Source organism: Actinocorallia sp. A-T 12471 (assembly GCF_033875155.1).
Lineage (GTDB): Bacteria > Actinomycetota > Actinomycetes > Streptosporangiales > Streptosporangiaceae > Actinocorallia.
Map to the genome: position 1 here is coordinate 56,482 of NZ_JAWZTE010000013.1, position 19,003 is coordinate 75,484.

A 19,003-nucleotide genomic window follows, 5' to 3' on the forward strand; every position below is an offset into this window, starting at 1 on the left:
CAATAGGAAATATCGAGATCTTGCGATTTTCTCGGTAACACCGGGTGAGTGAACCGGTTCAGATGGTGAGACCCGCCCTAGGCGGCCGCGAACGCCTCAAGACGCGCGGCGGCGTCAAGCCACGCTGTCTGCGACGTCGCAGGGAAGTACCGCTCAAGCGGCTGGGTCTCGGCGATGAGGGACCGCAGCGACGGCAGGTCGGGGATCAGCCCGAGCGCGCGCGCCTGCATGCCGATGTTGCCGAGCGCGGTCGCCTCGGCCGGGCCCGCGACGACGGGAAGGCCGGTCGCGTCGGCGGTGAGCTGGCACAGCAGCGCGTTGCGCGACCCGCCCCCGACGAGGTGCACCGCGTCGATCCTGCGTCCCGAAAGCTCGGCCGCCTCCCGCAGCACCGCCCGGTGCGCGAGCGCGAGGCTGTCCATGATGCAGCGGACGGTCTCGGCCCGAGTGCCGGGGACCGTCTGCCCGGTCCGCGAGCAGTACGCGGCGATCCGCGCGGGCATGTCGCCGGGCGGCATGAACGACGGGTCGTTGGGGTCCACGACGCTGCGCGGCCCGGGCACCTCGGCGGCCGCCGCGAGCAGCGCGGGCAGCTCGGCCGACGGCATCCCCCACGCGCGCATCGACTCCGACACCAGCCACATGCCCATGACGTTGCGCAGGTACCTGACGGTCCCGTCCACGCCCGCCTCGTTGGTGAAGTTCGCCGCGCGGCTCGCCTCGGTGAGGATCGGCGCGGGCAGCTCGACCCCGGCCAGCGACCAGGTGCCGCAGGAGATGTAGGCGAAGTTCTCGTCCGCGGCCGGAACCGCCGCGACCGCCGACGCGGTGTCGTGCGACGCCACAGCCGTCAGCGGCACCCCGGGAAGCCCTGTCGACGCCTTCAGCAGCCCCGACGGCGTCCCCGGCTGACGCAGCCCGGGAAGCAGCCCGGACGGCAGCCCGACCGCTCCGGCGACCTCGGCGGACCAGGCACCGGTGCTCGCGTCGTACAGGCCGGTGGTCGAGGCGTTGGTGACCTCCGCGCCGCGCTCCCCGGTCAGCCAGTAGGCGAGCAGGTCGGGGATGAGCAGCAGCGTCTCTGCCCGGTCGAGGAACCGTTCGGCGGCCAGCTGGTAGAGCGTGTTGAACGGCAGGAACTGCAGCCCGTTGACCGCGTACAGCCGCTCGGGCGGCAGCTTGGCGTGGACGTCGTCGATGACGGCCTCGGTCCGGTCGTCCCGGTAGTGCACGGGGTTGCCCAGCAGCGCCCCTGAGGAGTCGAGCAGCCCGTAGTCCACCGCCCACGTGTCGATCCCGACCGACGCCACGTCTTCACCGGCGAGCGCGAGCCCGTCGAGGACGTCGCGGTACAGCGCGAGGATGTCCCAGTGCAGGGTCCCGGCGACCTCGACGGGCCGGTTGGGGAACCTGTGCGCCTCGGTCAGGTCGAGCAGGCCGTCGCCCACCCGCGCGGTGATGACGCGGCCGCTGGACGCGCCAAGGTCGACGGCGGCGATACGCGCGGTCATACGACGAACACCTCCAGGGTGCGGGGTCCGTGGACGCCCTCGACGCGGGACAGTTCGATGTCGCTCGTCGCGGAGGGGCCCGAGATGAAGGTGAGGGGACGGGTGATGACGAGCCGGGCGACCGCCTCGGGCACGTCGGCGGCGACCTGGTCGGCGCGCACGACGACGAGGTGGTGGTCGGGCACGAGGGTGAGCGCCCGCCGCCCCTGCCCGGCCGTGTGGTCGAGCACGATCGTGCCGGTCTCGGCGATCCCGACCGCGCAGCCGGTGAGGGTACCCGCGACCCGCGTCAGGTCGGCGTCGGGGCCGACGAGCCGGGACGGCTCGATCGAGCTGACCCAGGAGTCGGGGACGCCCTCGGGCACGACATAAGCGCCGGGCCGCAGCGCGGCGGCGATCGCCCCGGGAAGCGCCGCCTCGTCCACCCGGTGCACGATCGCGCGGTAGTGCGCGACGCGCTCGGCGAACAACTCGACGATCCCGTCGGCGTGGTGCCTCTCCAGGTAGCCCCGGTGCAGCAGCCGGTATTCGGCGTCCGGGTCGCCCTCGGGCCTGCCGAGCCTGGCGAGGATGTCGTCGCGGGCGCTCATGAGCCGTCCTTCGGGTCGGTGGCGTCGCCGCGGGTGCGCTTCCACCAGGCGCGGAACGACTCCTTGGGCAGGGCGGGCAGGTCGCGGGTGTCGGCCCAGGCGCGCGGGAACTGCAGGTGCGGCGCGACGAACCGCGCCTTGCCCGCGACGAACTGGCCGAGCGCGAGCCTCGCGGGGGAGCGCAGCCCCCACGCCGCGGTCTTCATGACGGCCTTCTCCGGCAGCTTCTTGGCCGCCTTCGCCCGCAGGTGCACCAGCACCTCGGGGATGTCGATCGCGACGGGGCACACCTCGTAGCACGCGCCGCACAGCGATGACGCGAACGGCAGCGACGCGTCCACCTTCGAGCCGATGCCCCGGATCTGCGGCGACAGGATCGCGCCGATCGGGCCCGGGTAGGGCGAGCCGTACGCGTGGCCGCCCGCGCGCGCGTACACCGGGCAGACGTTCAGGCAGGCCGAGCAGCGGATGCAGCGCAGCGCCTGCCGCCCGACCTCGTCGTCGCGGACGTCGGTGCGCCCGTTGTCGAGCAGGACGAGATGGAAGTTCTGCGGCCCGTCGCCCGGCGTGACCCCCGTCCACGCCGACGTGTACGGGTTCATCCGCTCGGCCGTCGAGGAGCGCGGCAGCAGCTGGAGGAACACCTCGAGGTCGCGGGCGGTCGGGAGGAGCTTCTCGACGCCCATGACGGTGATCAGCGTCTCGGGCAGGGTCAGGCACATGCGGCCGTTGCCCTCGGACTCCACCACCAGGACGGTCCCGGTGTCGGCGATCGCGAAGTTCGCGCCGGACACCGCGACCTTGGCCGTCAGGAACTTGGCGCGCAGGTGGCGGCGCGCGGCCTCGGCAAGGTCGGCGGGCTCGTCGGTGAGGTCGGCGGGCGCGGACGGCATCCGGTGGCTGAACAGGTCGCGGATCTCGGCCCGGTTCTTGTGGATCGCCGGGACGAGGATGTGCGAGGGCCTGTCGTCGGCGAGCTGCACGATCAGCTCGGCGAGGTCGGTCTCCAGCGCGGTGATGCCGTGCTCGGCGAGCGCCTCGTTGAGCCCGATCTCCTGCGTGGCCATCGACTTGACCTTGACGACCTCGGTCTCGCCGGTCTCCTTGACCAGGCGCGCGACGATCGCGTTGGCCTCCGCGGCGTCCCGCGCCCAGTGCACGACGCCGCCTGCGGCCGTCACCTTCTCCTCGAGCATCCGGAGGTAGTGGCCCAGGTATTCGAGGGTGTGGTCCTTGATGCGCTTGCCCGCGTCGCGCAGCTCGGCCCAGTCGTCGAGCTCGGTCACCGCCGCGGCGCGCCGCTCGCGGATCGTGCCGGTGGCGTGCGCGAGGTTGCGGCGCAGCCGGGTGTCGGCGACGGCCTCGTGCGCGGCCTTGGGGAACGAGGGCATCCCGACGTAGGTCGGCATGCGCGTGGCTGTGGCGTCGGCGTGCGGGTCGGTCGTGGCGCTCATCGGGTGCTCGCGAGGATCTCGGCGAGGTGCATGACCCGCACCCCGCTGCGCTGGCGGGACAGGGTGCCGCCGATGTGCATCAGACACGAGTTGTCGACGGCGCACAGCACCTCGGCGCGGGTCTGCTTGACCGCGGCGGTCTTGTCGGCGCACATCGCGGCGGAGACGTCGGCGTTCTTCAGCGCGAACGTGCCGCCGAACCCGCAGCACTCGGTCGCGTCGGGCAGGTCGACGAGGTCGATGCCCTCGACCTCGCGCAGCAGCCGCAGCGGCTTGTCGCCGAGCTTCAGCATCCGCAGACCGTGGCAGGTCGGGTGGTAGGTGACCCGGTGCGGGAAGACCGCGCCGACGTCGGTGACGCCCAGCACGTCCACGAGCAGTTCGGCGAGCTCGTACACCCGGGGCGTCAGCGCGAACGCCCGCTCGGCGAGGCGGTGGTCGCCCTGGCGGGCGGCGGTCTTGCCGTGCCAGTCGCGGACCATCGCCGCGCACGAGCCTGACGGCGCGACGACCGCGTCGTAGTCCTCGAACGTGTCGGTGAACGACCTGATGAGCGGCATCGCCTGGTCGGGATAGCCGGTGTTGAGGTGCATCTGCCCGCAGCAGGTCTGCGCCTCGGGGAAGACCACCTGGTGGCCGAGCCGCTCGAGGATCCGGACGACGGCCTTGCCGGTGCCGGGGTAGAGCGTGTCGTTCACGCAGGTGGCGAATAGGGCGATCTTCACTGTCTTGTCGACTCCCGGACGACGAGCTCGGGCTGGAACAGGATCTGCTGGTGGGCGTGGCCCTCGGGGTCGTCGCACTCGTCGAGCAGCAGTTCGGCGGCGATCCTGCCGAGCCGGTAGGTCGGCTGGCGCACCGAGCTGAGCTGGACGGCCGACGCGGTCGCGTACTCGATGTCGTCGTACCCGATCACGAGCACGCGCTCGGGCACGCGCACGCCCTGCCGGAGCAAAGTCCGCATGACGCCCATGGCCAGCAGGTCGTTGGCGCAGAAGATGGCGTCGGGCAGCTCGGCCAGCAGGCGGTCGGCGGCCTCCTGCCCGGACGCGGGGGTCATGTCGCCGACTGTCACGTCGCGGATCGCGCCGTGCCCGGCCAGCTCGACGGCCTTGCGCGCGCCCGCGCGCCGGTCGGCGCACTGCCGCAGGGTCAGCGGCCCCGACACGTAGGCGATGTCGCGCGCGCCCGCCTCGAGGAGGTGGGTGACGGCCATCTGCCCGCCCGCGACGTCGTCCACGGTGACCGAGCACTGCTGCGGCCGGGTGGCGGCGTGGTCGAGCATGACGGCGGCGATGCCGCGCTCGTACAGCAGGGCGAGCGCGTCGGGCCCGCCGCTGTCGACGGGGGTCACCAGCACGCCGCGCACGCCCTGTTCGGCGAGCATGCGCAGGTTGCGGTGCTCGCGGTCGGTGGAGGTGGCCGAGCTGCACAGGATGACGGCGTAGCCGCGTTCGCTCATCAGATCCTCGACGCCGCGCGCCAGGCTGCTGAAGAACGGGTTCGCGAGGTCGTGGACCATCAGGCCGACGAGGCGGCCCACGCCCGCGCGCAGGCTGGAGGCCGAGCCGTTGCGGACGAAGCCGAGCGCCCTGATCGCCTCCTCCACCCGCTCGCGCGTCGCGGGGGCGACCCGCTCGGGCCGGTTGAGCACGTTGGAGACGGTTCCGGGGGAGACGCCGGCGGCCTTGGCGACCTGCTTGATGCCGACGGTCCCCTCACGCGGGCCGGGGGCGGTCGTCGCCATGGGGCTCCTCGCAGTTCAGGGGGGTTCGTGGGCAGAAAGCATCACATACTCTGACCCCATCATTAAAACGTGTCAAGTACGTAAATTTGCCGTGACTTGGGACTTGACGACTCTGGCATGCCAGATCTACCGTCAACCCGCACCACAGCATTAAAACGATTTTCGTACGAAGGAACCCGCTATGAGATCAGGAGGCGGCAGGTGAGCGAACAGGCACCCGTGCTGGCGCTGGTCGACGTGAGCAAGTCGTTCGGCGCCGTGCGCGCGCTCAGGGGCGTCCGCCTCGAGCTGTACGCGGGCGAGGTCCACGCGCTCGCCGGTGAGAACGGCGCGGGCAAGTCGACCCTGGTGAAGACGTTCGCGGGCGTGCACCGCCCGGACTCCGGCCGCATCCTCCTGGGCGGCGAGCCGGTGGTCTTCAACAGCCCCGCCGACGCCCAGCGCGCCGGCGTCGCGGTGATCTACCAGGAGCCCACCCTGTTCCCCGACCTGTCGGTCGCGGAGAACATCTTCATGGGCCGCCAGCCCCGCTCGGCGCTCGGCAGGATCGACCGCAAGACCATGCACGCCAAGGCCGCGGAGCTGTTCCGCCGCCTCGGCGTCGCGCTCGACCCGCGCCGCCCCGCCAAGGGCCTGTCGATCGCCGACCAGCAGGTCGTGGAGATCGCCAAGGCCATCTCGCGGGACGCCAAGGTCCTGATCATGGACGAGCCCACCGCGGCCCTCACCGGCCAGGAGACGGCACGGCTGTTCAACGTCGTGGAAGCGCTGAAGGCACAGGGCTGCGCCCTGCTGTTCATCTCGCACCGCCTCGAGGAGATCTTCCTGATCTGCCAGCGGGTCACCACCCTGCGGGACGGCGCGTGGATCGCCAGCGAGCGGATCGAGGAGCTCGACGAGGACAAGCTGGTCAACCGGATGGTCGGCCGCGACCTCGACGAGCTCTACCCCAAGCAGGACGTCACCCCGGGCGAGGTCGCCCTGAAGGTCTCCCGGCTCACCCGCGAGGGCACCTTCACCGACGTGTCCTTCGAGGTCAGGCGCGGCGAGATCGTCGCCCTCGCCGGTCTCGTCGGAGCCGGTCGCACCGAGGTCGCCCGCGCGATCTTCGGGATCGACCGCTGGGACGCCGGGAGCGTCGAGGTCGCCGGCAGCCCGCTCAAGAACTCGAGCCCGACCGCCGCGATGGCCGCGGGCGTGGCGCTGGTCCCCGAGGACCGCCGCCAGCAGGGCCTGGTCATGGAGATGTCGATCGAGCGGAACCTCGGCCTCACCCGGCTGAAGGCGCTCAGCAAGGGCCCCTTCATCTCCCGGGCCGCCGAGCACGCCAACGCCGCCGACTGGGCGGTCCGCCTCCAGCTCAAGTACGGCAAGGCCACCGACCACGTCGGGGTCCTGTCCGGGGGCAACCAGCAGAAGGTCGTCCTCGCCAAGTGGCTGGCGACCGACCCGTCGGTCCTCATCGTGGACGAGCCCACCCGGGGCATCGACGTCGGCACCAAGGCCGAGGTGCACCGGCTCCTGTCGGAGCTGGCCGCCCAGGGCCTCGCCGTCCTCATGATCTCCTCGGACCTGCCCGAGGTCATCGGCATGGCCGACCGCGTCCTCGTCATGCACGAGGGCCGGATCACCGCAGAGATCCCGCGCGCCGCGGCGACCGAGGAGTCCATCATGTCGGCCGCGACAGGCCGCCCCGGCAAGGAGGCCGCATGACCGCCGTGAGCACGGCCCCCGCGCCGCCCGCGCCCGTCAGGGACAAGGACGGCCTCTTCGACAAGGTGCTGCGCGCCCGCGAGCTGACCATCGCCGCCGGGCTCATCCTCCTCGTCGTGGCCACCACGATCGCGAACCCGAGGTTCCTGTCGGCCCAGGGCGTCGAGGACATCTTCCTCAACGCCTCGATCCTGACGCTCCTCGCGGTCGGCCAGACCCTCGTGGTGATCACCCGCAACATCGACCTTTCGGTCGGCTCGGTCGTCGGGCTCGTCGCGTTCGTCACCGGAAAGCTCGTCACCGACGGGCACTCCCTGACGCTCGCGATCGTCGTCGGCCTCGTCATCGGCACGGTCTGCGGGCTGATCAACGGCCTGCTCGTCAGCTTCTGCCGGGTCCCGGCCCTCGTGGTCACCCTCGGCATGCTGTACGTGATCAAGGGCATCGACTACTACATCGCCGAAGGCCAGCAGATCAACGCGGCGAACGTCCCGCAGGGCCTGCTGGACCTCGGCAGCGGCGGGTTCCTCGGCGTGCCCTACCTGCCGGTCATCGCCGTCGCGATCATGTTCGTCGTCGGGTACTACCTGCGGGCCTACCCGTCAGGCCGCGAGTTCTACGCGATCGGCTCCAACCCCGAGGCCGCGCGCCTGGCCGGCGTCCCGATCAGCAAGCGCGTCCTCACCGCCTACGTGGTGAACGGCCTGCTCGCCGGAGTCGCCGGCGTGCTGTGGCTCGCCCGGTTCGGCACGGTCGTGGCCGACAACGCCGCGGGCTGGGAGCTGACCGTCGTCAGCGCCGTCGTGGTCGGCGGCGTCGCGATCGTCGGCGGCGTCGGCACGGTCTGGGGCGCGGCGCTCGGCGCGCTGCTGCTCACCACGATCGGCAGCGTCCTTGTGGTGCTGAAGGTCAACTCGTTCTGGCAGGACGCCCTGACCGGCCTCCTGCTGCTGCTGGCGATCAGCGCCGACCGGCTGGTCTCGCTGCGCGTCGCCCGTACCCTGCGCAAGAGGAGTGCCGCACACCATGGCTCCTGACCTCACCGCCCGCCGCGCCCCCGCGCTGGGCAAGATCCTCCGCTGGGACGTCCTCGTCGGCGTCATGCTGCTCGCGGTCTTCCTCGTGGGCATGGGCACGAACGAGAACTTCGGCAACTCCGACAACATCGCGTTCGCGCTCAGCGACCTCGCCGAGATCGCCCTGATCGCGCTGCCGATGACCCTGCTCGTCGTCTGCGGCGAGGTCGACCTGTCGGTCGCCTCGGTCCTCGGCCTGTCGAGCGCGCTCACCGGTTATCTGTGGAACGCGGGCTGGACGTTCGAGACGATCGTCCCGTTCGTCCTGGTCATCGGGGCGGTCTGCGGACTCGTCAACGGGCTGCTCGTCACCCGGCTCGGCCTGCCGTCCCTCGCCGTCACCATCGGCACGATGACCCTCTACCGGGGCCTCGCCTACGTCGTCCTCGGCACCGAGGCGGTCTCGGAGTTCCCGCAGGTCTACTCCCAGTGGGCCACCGACACCGTGCCGGGCACCGCGATCCCCTACTCGGTCGCGCTGTTCGTCGTCCTGGCGATCATCACCGGACTGCTCCTGCACGCCACCGGCCTCGGCCGCAGCCTGTTCGCCATCGGCAACTCCGAGGACGCCGCGTTCTTCGCCGGCGTCCGGGTGAAGCGGATCAAGCTGATCCTCTTCGTCGTCACCGGCGTCGTCGCGGCCTTCGCGGGCATCCTGTTCACCCTGCGCTACGGCAGCGCCCGCGCCGACAACGGCGCGGGCCTCGAGATGAGCGTCATCGCCGCGGTCCTGCTCGGCGGCGTCGACTTCGACGGCGGCAAGGGCACCCTCGGCGGCGTCATCGCGGGCGTCCTCCTCATCGGGGTCCTGCGCAACCTCCTCATGCTCGACGACGTCTCCACCGAGGTCCAGGCCATCGTCACCGGCCTGCTGCTGGTGATCTCCGTCCTCGCGCCGCGCCTCGCGGTCCTGTACCGCGAAGGACGAGCGCGAAGGCGGGCGGCCGCACAGGCCGCCGCCCCGGCCTCGACCTGACCCCTGGACCACCCATCCCCTGCGAGCCGTCCGGCTTCGCACCACCCCCTCCACCCCTTGGAAAGGCACTCAAAGTGATCACACCCCTCCGCGGCGTGCGCAGCGCGCTGTCGATCGCGACCGCCGGAGTCCTCGCGGTCAGCCTCGTCGCCTGTGGCGGCGGCACGACGAAGGACTCGGCGAAGAACGACTCGGGCTCCGGCAGCGGCGCGGCGGCCACCGCCGACCCCAACGCCAAGATCAAGGAGGGCCTGAAGATCGCCTTCCTGCCCAAGCAGATCAACAACCCGTACGAGACGATCGTCGACCACGCGGGCATCGAGGCGGCCAAGGAGTTCAAGGGCCAGGCCAAGGAGGTCGGCCCGTCCGACGCCTCCGCGTCCTCCCAGGTCTCCTACATCAACACCCTCGTCCAGCAGGGCCACGACGCGATCCTGATCGCGGCCAACGACGCCAACGCCGTCTGCGGCCCGCTCAAGTCCGCGCGTGACAAGGGCGTCAAGGTCATCGCGTACGACTCCGACACCAACCCGGACTGCCGCGACATCTTCATCAACCAGGCCAGCTCCGAGGAGATCGGCCGCTCCCAGGTGAAGCTGCTGTCGGAGCAGATCGGCGGCGAGGGCGAGATCGCGATCCTGTCGGCGACCGCGAACGCCACGAACCAGAACACCTGGATCGAGTTCATGAAGGACGAACTCAAGAAGCCCGAGTACAGCAAGATCAAGCTGGTCAAGACCGCCTACGGCGACGACGACGACCAGAAGTCCTTCCAGCAGACCCAGGGCCTGCTCCAGGCGTACCCGAACCTCAAGGGCATCATCTCGCCGACCACCGTCGGCATCGCGGCGGCCGCCCGCTACATCTCGTCCTCGCAGTACAAGGGCAAGGTCGTGCTGACCGGTCTCGGCACCCCGAACCAGATGCGCAAGTACGTCAAGGAAGGCACCGTCGCCAAGTTCGCCCTGTGGAACCCGAACGACCTGGGCTACCTGGCGTCCTACGCCGCCGCCGCCCTGGCCTCCGGCCAGATCACCGGCGCGGAGGGCGAGGTCCTCAAGGCCGGCAAGCTCGGCGAGCGGACCATCGGCGCGAACGGGGAGATCATCCTCGGCGAGCCGTTCACCTTCGACAAGAGCAACATCGACGAGTTCGACTTCTGAGCCCGTCCGGGCGGCCCTCCCCGGAGGGCCGCCCGCCCCTCCGAGACGAGAAAGGCCCGACGAAGATGCGACGTGTGTGCTTCCTGCTCAAGGTGCGCAAGGACCGCATGGCCGAGTACAAGGAACGCCACGCGGCGGTGTGGCCCGAGATGCAGGCCGCGCTGCGCGACACAGGCTGGCGCAACTACTCGCTCTTCCTGCGCGAGGACGACGGCCTGCTCGTCGGCTACCTGGAGACCGACGACTTCGACGCCGCCCTCGCCGGCATGGACGCCACGGCCGTGAACGCCCGTTGGCAGGCCGAGATGGCCGAGTTCTTCGAGGACCTCGACGGCGCGGCCCCCGACGCGGGGATCAGGCCGCTGACCGAGGTCTTCCACCTCGCGTGACCCCCTTTTGCGACGAACGAGCTTTGACTTGAGAACCAGCAGTGATTCGGGGATGGGAAAGATGACTGATTTCAGCGCCGGGCTCGACCGCCTGGCCATCGAGACGCCGTCGTGGGCGTACGGCAATTCAGGCACCCGCTTCAAGGTGTTCGCGCAGGCGGGGGTCCCGCGCGACCCGTTCGAGAAGGTCGCCGACGCAGCCCAGGTCCACGCGTTCACCGGCGCGGCCCCGACCGTCGCCCTGCACATCCCGTGGGACAAGGTCGAGGACTACGGCAAGCTGCGCGAGCACGCCGAAAGCCTCGGCGTGAAGCTGGGGACGATCAACGCCAACGTCTTCCAGGACGACGACTACATGCTCGGCTCGGTCACCAACCCCGACCCGCGCGTCCGCCGCAAGGCCATCGACCACCTGCTTGAGTGCGTGGACGTCATGGACGCCACCGGCTCGCGAGACCTGAAGCTGTGGTTCTCCGACGGCACCAACTACCCGGGCCAGGACGACCTGCGGACCCGTCAGGAGCGCCTTGGCGAGGCGCTCCAGGAGGTCTACGCGCGCCTCGGCGACGACCAGCGCCTCCAGCTCGAGTACAAGTTCTTCGAGCCCGCGTTCTACGCCACCGACGTGCCCGACTGGGGCACCTCGCTGCTGCACTGCCTCGCGCTCGGCCCGAAGGCCGTGGTGTGCGTCGACACCGGCCACCACGCGCCGGGCACGAACATCGAGTTCATCGTCGCCCAGCTGCTGCGCATCGGCCGGCTCGGCGCGTTCGACTTCAACTCGCGCTTCTACGCCGACGACGACCTGATGGTCGGCGCGGCCGACCCGTTCCAGCTCTTCCGCATCATGCACGAGGTGCTGCGCGGCGGCGGCCTGGCGGCCGACTCCGAGGTCGCGTTCATGCTCGACCAGTGCCACAACATCGAGCCGAAGGTCCAGGGCCAGATCCGCTCGGTCATGAACGCGCAGGAGGCGACCGCCAAGGCGCTCCTGGTCGACACCGCCGCGCTGAAGGCGGCCCAGGACTCCGGCGACGTGCTCGCCGCGAACGGCGTCCTCATGGACGCCTACAACACCGACGTCCGTCCGCTGCTCGCCGAGTGGCGTGCGGCCAAGGGCCTGGCGGGTGACCCGATCGCCGCCTACAAGGCGTCCGGTTACCTCGAGAAGATCTCCGCCGAGCGTGTCGGCGGCAACCAGGCCGGCTGGGGGGCCTGAATCACATGAGCGATGTTGTGAACACCGTCGTCGAAGACCTGCTGAACCGCTGCCACGAGCTGGGCGCAGACCCGCGCAACACCAACTACGCGGGCGGCAACGCCTCGGCCAAGGGCGTCGAGACCGACCCGGTCACCGGCGAGCCCGTCGACCTGATGTGGGTCAAGGGCTCCGGCGGCGACCTCGGCACGCTGAAGGCGTCCGGCCTCGCCGTGCTGCGGCTCGACCGGCTGCGCGCCCTCGTTGACGTCTACCCGGGCGTCGAGCGCGAGGACGAGATGGTCGCCGCGTTCGACTTCTGCGCGCACGGCAAGGGCGGCGCTGCCCCGTCGATCGACACGGCCATGCACGGCCTTGTCGAGGCGGCGCATGTCGACCACCTCCACCCGGACAGCGGCATCGCCATCGCGACCGCCGCCGAGGGGGAGGAACTGACCCGGAGGATCTTCGGGGATCGGGTGGCGTGGGTGCCGTGGCGGCGCCCGGGATTCCAGTTGGGGCTGGACATCGCGGCGATCAAGGCGGCGAACCCGCAGGCGATCGGCGTGATCCTGGGCGGCCACGGCATCACCGCGTGGGGCGAGACCTCCGCGGAGTGCCAGGCGAACTCCCTGGAGATCATCCGCACCGCGGAGTCCTTCCTCGCCGAGCACGGCAGGCCAGAGCCGTTCGGCCCGGTCATCGCCGGGTACGAGCCGCTGCCCGAGGAGGAGCGGCGGGCCCGCGCGGCCGAGCTGTTCCCGCTCATCCGGGGCCTCGCCTCCACCGACCGTCCGCAGGTCGGGCACTTCACCGACGCAGACGTCGTCCTCGACTTCGTCGCGCGCGCCGAGCACCCGCGCCTCGCCGCGCTCGGCACCTCGTGCCCTGACCACTTCCTGCGCACCAAGGTGTCGCCGATGGTCCTCGACCTGCCGCCGAACGCGCCGCTGGACGAGGTCAAGGCGCGCCTGACGGAGCTGCACGCCGACTACCGCGACGCCTACGCCGCCTACTACGAGCGCAACAAGGTCGCCGACTCCCCGGCGATGCGCGGCGCGGACCCCGCGATCGTCCTCGTGCCGGGCGTCGGCATGTTCTCCTTCGGCGCGAACAAGCAGACCGCGCGCGTCGCGGGCGAGTTCTACGTCAACGCCATCAACGTCATGCGCGGCGCGGAGTCGGTCTCGACGTACGCGCCGATCGACGAGTCGGAGAAGTTCCGCATCGAGTACTGGTCCCTTGAGGAGGCCAAGCTCCAGCGGATGCCCAAGCCCAAGCCGCTCGCCACCCGCGTGGCGTTCGTGACCGGCGGCGGCTCCGGCATCGGCGCGGCCACCGCGCGCCGCCTTGCCGACGAGGGCGCGTGCGTCGTCGTCGCCGACCGCGACCTGGCCGCGGCCGAGAAGGTCGCCGCCGAACTCGGCGCGGGTGCGCTCCAGGCGTCGGACGTGGCCATCGCGGTCGCCGCCGACGTCACCAGCGAGGACGACATCAAGGCGGGCCTTGCCAAGGCGGTCCTCGCCTTCGGCGGCGTCGACCTGATCGTCAACAACGCGGGCCTGTCACTGTCCAAGCCGCTGCTCGACACGACCGTCGCGGACTGGGACCTGCAGCACAACGTGATGGCGCGCGGCTCGTTCCTCGTGTCCCGCGAGGCCGCCCGGATCATGATCGACCAGGCGATGGGCGGCGACATCGTCTACATCTCCTCGAAGAACTCGATCTTCGCGGGGCCGAACAACATCGCCTACTCCGCGACCAAGGCCGACCAGGCGCACCAGGTCAGGCTGCTGGCGGCCGAGCTGGGCGAGCACGGCGTGCGCGTCAACGGGATCAACCCCGACGGCGTCGTGCGCGGCTCGGGCATCTTCGCCGGCGGCTGGGGCGCGAAGCGCGCGGCGGTCTACGGCGTGGACGAGGAGAAGCTCGGCGAGTTCTACGCCCAGCGGACCCTGCTCAAGCGCGAGGTGCTGCCCGAGCACGTCGCGAACGCGGTCTTCGCCCTCACCGGCGGCGACCTCACCCACACCACCGGCCTCCACATCCCCGTGGACGCCGGGGTCGCGGCGGCGTTCCTGCGCTGACGCCTTGCGGTACTCCCGCGCCCGGCCTATGGGGGGCCGGGCGCGGGCCCGTTACCGGGTCTCAGTGCTCGCCGCCGAGCCAGGCGAAGTCGAGCCAGTTCAGCCACCGCCAGTCCGGCGGCGTCGTGCCGAACCATCCGGTGACGGTCTCCAGCACCTCAACGTGCAGCTGCTGGAAGCCCAGCAGGGCGAGCACCAGCAGGAACAGCGCGGTCCACGCGTAGGAGCGCGCGCCGGTGAAGGCGTGGTCGGGGACGATCTCGCGCGGGTCGGCGCGGCGGTAGCGCACCAGGACCGACGTGGCGGGGGCCACGGGGGCCTCCTGCCCCGCGACGGTCTCGACCTCGGCCCCGTGGACCGTCTGGAACCGGATGCGGGCCCGGTAGGGCGCGTCGAGTGCGACGTCCGGGGGAGTGGGCGCGCACTCGATGACCTCGGCCGACGTCTGGCCGACCGCGCCGGCGCGGCCCGCGCGCGTCACCGCCTCGATCGCGGCGTATCCCGCGCTCACCAGCAGCGCGCCGAGCACCACGACGCTCAGCAGCACAAGAATGATCTCGAAGAACACCGCACCGACCTCCATGGATGACCAAATCCCCCGCACGCTAAGCGTCGCCCCGCACGTCTTCCAGGGACCGGTGTCCCGGTGGATTCCGGACCTTAGGGACCTCGGTCCCGCGTCGAGGTGACCCTCGGTCCGTGGGAGGGCCGCGCGCGCCGGGCAGGTTCGTGGGTGACAGCAGTCAGCGGCGCCCTAGGAGGCGTGATGAACCCCCCGACCGACCGAGTCCGGCACACCGTCCCCCCGACCCCCACGGCCGACGGGCGGGTCCGGCTCGTCTGGGCCGCCGTCCGGCTCGCCCTCGGCTGGATCTTCCTGTGGGCCTTCCTCGACAAGACCTTCGGCCTCGGCCACGAGACCGCGCGCGACGCCGCATGGGTGAACGGGGGCAGCCCGACCGAAGGGTTCCTCGCGCACGCCGCCGAAGGCCCCTTCCAGGGCTTCTACCAGGGCCTGGCCGGGCACGCCGTCATCGACTGGCTGTTCATGCTGGGACTCCTCGGCGTCGGGGCGGCGCTTCTGCTCGGGGTCGCGCTGCGCCCCGCCGCGGCGGCCGGGGCCGTCATGCTCGTCATGATGTGGACCGCGGTGCTGCCCCCGGCGAACAACCCGTTCATGGACGACCACATCGTCTACGCCCTCGTCCTCGTCGGACTCGCCCTCACCAACGCGGGGGACACCCTCGGCCTCGGCCGCGCCTGGGCCCGCCTCCCCCTGGTCCGCCAACGGCCGTTCCTCCGCTGAACGGCTCCGCAAGGCCCGGGCCCCGGCCCGGGCCGTCACGCGTCTCCGGCGGGCCGTCCGTTGGCCATCCGCACTTTGGCCAGCAGGAGGAGGGCACGGTCGCGCAGCTCCTCGAACTCGCCGCCGAGGTTGAGATCGAGCGCCCGGTACTGCTCCAGCTCGTTGACGAGCGCGGCACGCTCGTCCGCGAGTCCGGGGAGGTCGTCGGCGAGCGCGTCGAGCTCGGTCCTCGCCTCGTGCAGTACCGCGTCGATCTCGTCGAGCAGCCCGATGTCGCGGCGCATGCGCAGTGCGCCGAGCAGCAGCCGCCACAGATCACGTCCTCGTCCCATCAGGGCAGCATCGGCCCTGCGCCCTCCTTTGGGGAAGACCCCGGACGAAAGCCGTGCCTCAGGGCTGCGGCGCGGTGGCCTCGGTCCAGAACAGGTCGGCGGCAGGGTTGGGCGGGTGCGGCAGCATGACCAGGCGCAGGCACGCGGCGGCGGGGCCGGGGGTGAGGGCGCGCAGGACAGTGCCCCGGTAGCGCGCGGGCATCGGGCCGGGGAACTCGCCGTAGGTGAGCATGCCGCGTTCGGCGGCGAAGGCGCTGAGCGCGTCGGGCATGGGTTCGGGCGCGGTGACCAGGACGGCTCCGGCGTCGCTGAGCGCGGCGTAGCGGGCGTCGTACAGGTCGGGGTTCAGCGCGCGGTCGAACGTGGCGACGCGGTGGCCCGCAAGGTCGGCGGCCGTGAGCGGGCCCGTCTCGGCGGCCAGGGGGTGGCCTTCGGGGGCGGAGACCGCGCGGACGAGCCGGTCGACCACATGGGTGCGCAGGCCCGCCGCGTCGAAGGGATCGGAGGCGAAGGCCAGGTCGAGTTCGCCGTCGCGCAGCAGGTCGAGCAGGCGCGGCGTCCAGTGGTAGTCGAGGTGCAGGGGGACGTCGGGGTGCGCGGCGACGAACCGCGCGACGACGTCGCGGCGGCCCGGATAGCGCGTGGTGTAGAAGGGTGCGCCGACGCGCAGGCCGTCGTGTGCGCCGCGCAGCGCCCGCGCCTCGGCGGCGAGGTCGCGGGCCGCCTCGACCACCCGCCGCGCGGCGGGCAGCAGCCTGACGCCGTCGTCGGTGAGCCTGATGCGGCGGCGCGACCTGTCGAACAGGACGACGCCGAGGTCGTGTTCCAGCCGCCGCACCTGGGTGGACACCCACGGCTGGGCGAGCCGCAGCCGCTCGGCCGCCTCGATGAACGAGCCGTGCTCGGCTACCGCGAGGAAGCACGTGACCCGCGAAAGACTGAGCCGCAGACCTGCCTCGGACGCCATGACCAGAGCGTATACGAGATCGCTATAGGTCAGCCGTGAACCCGTATTGGACGCCGACGGCCCCGGCGCGCTGGACTCGTCCCACACCCCACCCCGCACCCAGGAGGACGGCCGATGACCGCAGGCGGCAGGCCCCTAGAGGGATTTCTTGTCCTCGACTTCACCCAGGTCGTCGCGGGCCCGCTCGCGGCGATGATCCTCGCCGACCTCGGCGCGCGCGTCGTCAAGATCGAGCCGCCGCAGGGCGACGCGGCGCGCCAGCTCGGCCCCAACCCCAAGCGCGGCTATCTCGGCGGCATGTTCGAGACCTACAACCGCGACAAGGAGTCCATCGTCCTCAACCTCGCCGCCGCCGCCGACCGCGCCCGCGCGCTCGACCTCGTGGACCGCGCCGACGTGCTCATCGAGTCCTCGCGCGTCGGCGTCATGGACCGGCTCGGGCTCGGCGCGGAGGCGATGACCGAGCGGAACCCGCGTCTGGTGTACGCCTCGATCACCGGGTACGGCGAACGAGGCCCGAACGCGACGCGCGGCGGCGTCGACATGTCGTTGCAGGGCGAGACGGGCTGGATGTCGATCACCGGCGAGCCGGACGGGCCGCCGACCAAGCTCGGCGCGGTCCCGATCGACGTGTCCACCGGCCATGTCGCGGCACAGGCCGTCCTCGCCGCGCTGCTCGGCAGGGAACGGCACGGCAGGGGCGAGATCGTGCGGGTGTCGCTGTTCGACGTCGGCTGCCATCTGCACGCCCACGACTTCACCGACTACCTGATGACGGGCTGGACGGCCCGCCGCACCGGCAACTTCCCCGCCATCACCGCCCCCGCAGGGGTCTACGAGACCGCCGACGGCTCCCTGGTGCTGGCCGCGTACATGCCGCACCACTGGAAGGCGGCTCTCGCCGTACTCGACGACTCCCGCCTCGAGGACCCGGCTTTCGCGACGCTGCGCGACAGGGTCGCGCACCGGGCGACGCTCGTGCCGATCCTCCAGTCGATCCTGAAGTCGCGCACGACCGCCGAGTGGATCGCCCGCTTCGACGCGGCACGCCTCACCACCGGCGAGGTACGCGACACCGGCCAGGCCGCCGAGTCCGACCAGTTCGCCGCCGCCGAACTCGCCCTGGAGTTCGACCACGCCGACGCCACGGTCCGCACCCTGCGCACCCCGGCCCGCTACGCCTCCTTCACCCCCCGCGCCCACACCCGCGCCCCCCACCTCGACGCCGACCGCACCGACATCCTCGCCCTCCTCACCGACGACTGACGGGCACGGGGCACGAACGCGGACCCCGCCCCGGGCGGGGCCCGCGTTCCCGGCGCTACGCCCCCGTGCCGGAGGGCCGTGCCGCAAGGCCCGTGGTCCCGGCCTACGGGAACTGCCCGGAACGCGCGGGCCCTCGGGGGTCGGAGGGGCGGTGCGGGTGTCAGCCGGTGATGGTGTGGGCGCGGTCGAAGAGGCCGAGGGTCATGGCGTGCAGGAGGTCGCCGGTGTCCTTGGGGGCCTTGCCGGCGCAGGCGCGGGCGTGGGTGCCCTCCAGGACGATGCCGAGCTTGAAGCAGGCGAGGACCTCGTACCAGTCGACGGCGTCGAGCGCGCGGGTGCTGCGCTCGGCGTAGGCGGCGATGAGCTCGTCGCGGGTGGCCAGGCCGCCCGCCGCGCCGAGCGGCCCGGCGATGGAGACGGCGTCGCCGACCGGCCAGGTGGCGAGCAGCCAGCCGAGGTCGAGCAGCGGGTCGCCGATCGTTGACATCTCCCAGTCGACGATCGCGGCGACCTCGGGCCCGGTGGGGGAGAACATCAGGTTCGCCAGGTGGTAGTCGCCGTGCATGACGCCCGGCTTCCACTCGGCGGGCCGGTTGTCCTCAAGCCACGCCGCCACCCGCTCGAGGCCGGGGATCTCCGGGCCCGGGTAGCCGTCGAGCTTGCCGTAGCCCTCGAGCTCGCTCATCCAGCGCGGCACCTGCCGTTCCAGGAACCCCTCGGGCGAGCCGTACCCGGCGAGCCCGACCGCCTCGTGGTCGACCGCGCCGAGCTTGGCCAGGGCGATGACGGCCTCGATGCCCATCCGGTGCCGGATCGCGGCGTCCCCTGCGTGGAGTTCCGGCAGGTAGGTGGTGGCGTTGAACCCGTCGACGGGGGTCATCAGGTAGAAGACCGCGCCGCCCATGACGTTCTCGTCCTCGCAGGCGGCGATCACCCTCGGCGCGGGTACGCCTGTGCCGTCCAGGGCGGTGAGCACCCGTGCCTCGCGGCGCAGCACGTCGTTGGTGCGCGGCCGCAGGTGCCGGGGGCCGCGCCGCAGCACGTAGTCGACGCCGCCCCGCCGGAACCGCATGAGGATGTTCTGGGTGCCGCCGCCCAGGTTCTTGATCCCCTCGATGGACCCGGGGGGCAGGCCCCGGTCGTCCATCCAGGAGGCGAGCACGGCGAGGTCGACGGCGTCCGGAGGGGTGTCCGGCTGCTGGTCGGGCGGGACGGTCATGTGGGCTGC

At 71.6% G+C, this 19,003-nt stretch carries 18 protein-coding genes; 9 read left to right on the forward strand and 9 right to left on the reverse strand.

The window, feature by feature from the left end:
- Window positions 1–77 precede the first annotated feature (77 nt).
- The 5 genes from R9X44_RS29110 to R9X44_RS29130 are packed head-to-tail and all read right to left on the reverse strand — an operon-like array spanning window position 78 to window position 5,302.
- Window positions 78–1,511 carry a rhamnulokinase family protein gene (locus tag R9X44_RS29110; protein ID WP_319817521.1) on the reverse strand — a complete coding sequence of 478 codons (1,434 nt, stop codon included), beginning with the start codon at window positions 1,509–1,511 and terminating at the stop codon, window positions 78–80.
- Entirely contained in the window at window positions 1,508–2,101 is a 594-nt protein-coding gene (locus R9X44_RS29115) for a LutC/YkgG family protein (protein ID WP_319817522.1), read from the reverse strand. The genes R9X44_RS29110 and R9X44_RS29115 overlap by 4 nt, the downstream gene beginning before the upstream one ends.
- Entirely contained in the window at window positions 2,098–3,555 is a 1,458-nt protein-coding gene (locus R9X44_RS29120) for a lactate utilization protein B (protein ID WP_319817523.1), read from the reverse strand. The genes R9X44_RS29115 and R9X44_RS29120 overlap by 4 nt, the downstream gene beginning before the upstream one ends.
- Entirely contained in the window at window positions 3,552–4,280 is a 729-nt protein-coding gene (locus R9X44_RS29125) for a (Fe-S)-binding protein (protein ID WP_319817524.1), read from the reverse strand. Before R9X44_RS29125 ends, R9X44_RS29120 begins: the two co-directional genes overlap by 4 nt.
- Window positions 4,277–5,302 (reverse strand): LacI family DNA-binding transcriptional regulator, encoded by a 1,026-nt coding sequence (locus tag R9X44_RS29130; RefSeq protein ID WP_319817525.1) that lies wholly within the window; start codon window positions 5,300–5,302, stop codon window positions 4,277–4,279. The genes R9X44_RS29125 and R9X44_RS29130 overlap by 4 nt, the downstream gene beginning before the upstream one ends.
- 201 nt (window positions 5,303–5,503) lie before the next feature.
- Between R9X44_RS29130 and R9X44_RS29135 the strand changes: the two genes are divergently transcribed.
- The 7 genes from R9X44_RS29135 to R9X44_RS29165 all read left to right on the forward strand — a co-directional run bounded on the left by R9X44_RS29135 (window position 5,504) and on the right by R9X44_RS29165 (window position 13,904).
- Window positions 5,504–7,015 carry a sugar ABC transporter ATP-binding protein gene (locus R9X44_RS29135; protein WP_319817526.1) on the forward strand — a complete coding sequence of 504 codons (1,512 nt, stop codon included), beginning with the start codon at window positions 5,504–5,506 and terminating at the stop codon, window positions 7,013–7,015.
- Window positions 7,012–8,052, forward strand: a complete 1,041-nt coding sequence (locus tag R9X44_RS29140; protein WP_319817527.1) for an ABC transporter permease — start codon at window positions 7,012–7,014, stop codon at window positions 8,050–8,052. The genes R9X44_RS29135 and R9X44_RS29140 overlap by 4 nt, the downstream gene beginning before the upstream one ends.
- A complete protein-coding gene (locus R9X44_RS29145) occupies window positions 8,042–9,067 on the forward strand; it encodes an ABC transporter permease (RefSeq protein ID WP_319817528.1) in 1,026 nt (341 codons plus the stop codon). The genes R9X44_RS29140 and R9X44_RS29145 overlap by 11 nt, the downstream gene beginning before the upstream one ends.
- A gap of 74 nt (window positions 9,068–9,141) precedes the next feature.
- Window positions 9,142–10,230: a rhamnose ABC transporter substrate-binding protein gene (gene rhaS / locus R9X44_RS29150; RefSeq protein ID WP_319817529.1), complete on the forward strand. Its 1,089-nt coding sequence runs from the start codon at window positions 9,142–9,144 to the stop codon at window positions 10,228–10,230.
- A 65-nt stretch (window positions 10,231–10,295) separates the two neighbouring features.
- Window positions 10,296–10,619, forward strand: coding sequence for an L-rhamnose mutarotase (locus R9X44_RS29155; protein WP_319817530.1), 324 nt, complete (start codon window positions 10,296–10,298; stop codon window positions 10,617–10,619).
- 61 nt (window positions 10,620–10,680) lie between these two features.
- Window positions 10,681–11,838, forward strand: a complete 1,158-nt coding sequence (gene rhaI, locus R9X44_RS29160) for an L-rhamnose isomerase (RefSeq protein ID WP_319817531.1) — start codon at window positions 10,681–10,683, stop codon at window positions 11,836–11,838.
- Window positions 11,839–11,843: 5 nt separating this feature from the next.
- On the forward strand, window positions 11,844–13,904 hold the full coding sequence (locus tag R9X44_RS29165) for a bifunctional aldolase/short-chain dehydrogenase (protein WP_319817532.1): 2,061 nt from the start codon (window positions 11,844–11,846) through the stop codon (window positions 13,902–13,904).
- Between the two features lie 61 nt (window positions 13,905–13,965).
- On the opposite strand, the gene R9X44_RS29170 is transcribed toward R9X44_RS29165, so the two are convergent.
- Entirely contained in the window at window positions 13,966–14,487 is a 522-nt protein-coding gene (locus R9X44_RS29170) for a DUF3592 domain-containing protein (RefSeq protein WP_319817533.1), read from the reverse strand.
- Window positions 14,488–14,670: 183 nt separating this feature from the next.
- On the opposite strand from R9X44_RS29170, the gene R9X44_RS29175 reads away from it, so the two are divergent.
- Entirely contained in the window at window positions 14,671–15,210 is a 540-nt protein-coding gene (locus R9X44_RS29175; RefSeq protein ID WP_319817534.1) for a DoxX family membrane protein, read from the forward strand.
- Between the two features lie 35 nt (window positions 15,211–15,245).
- Here the strand turns inward: R9X44_RS29175 and R9X44_RS29180 are convergent, their stop codons facing one another.
- Both R9X44_RS29180 and R9X44_RS29185 read right to left on the reverse strand, forming a co-directional pair.
- Entirely contained in the window at window positions 15,246–15,542 is a 297-nt protein-coding gene (locus tag R9X44_RS29180; protein WP_319817535.1) for a hypothetical protein, read from the reverse strand.
- Between the two features lie 58 nt (window positions 15,543–15,600).
- The gene (locus R9X44_RS29185) at window positions 15,601–16,509 is read right to left on the reverse strand and encodes a LysR family transcriptional regulator (protein WP_319817536.1); all 909 of its coding nucleotides are present in this window, start codon (window positions 16,507–16,509) and stop codon (window positions 15,601–15,603) included.
- Window positions 16,510–16,623: 114 nt separating this feature from the next.
- Between R9X44_RS29185 and R9X44_RS29190 the strand changes: the two genes are divergently transcribed.
- On the forward strand, window positions 16,624–17,775 hold the full coding sequence (locus R9X44_RS29190; RefSeq protein ID WP_319817537.1) for a CoA transferase: 1,152 nt from the start codon (window positions 16,624–16,626) through the stop codon (window positions 17,773–17,775).
- Window positions 17,776–17,935: 160 nt separating this feature from the next.
- On the opposite strand, the gene R9X44_RS29195 is transcribed toward R9X44_RS29190, so the two are convergent.
- Window positions 17,936–18,994, reverse strand: coding sequence for a phosphotransferase family protein (locus R9X44_RS29195; protein WP_319817538.1), 1,059 nt, complete (start codon window positions 18,992–18,994; stop codon window positions 17,936–17,938).
- Window positions 18,995–19,003 lie beyond the last annotated feature (9 nt).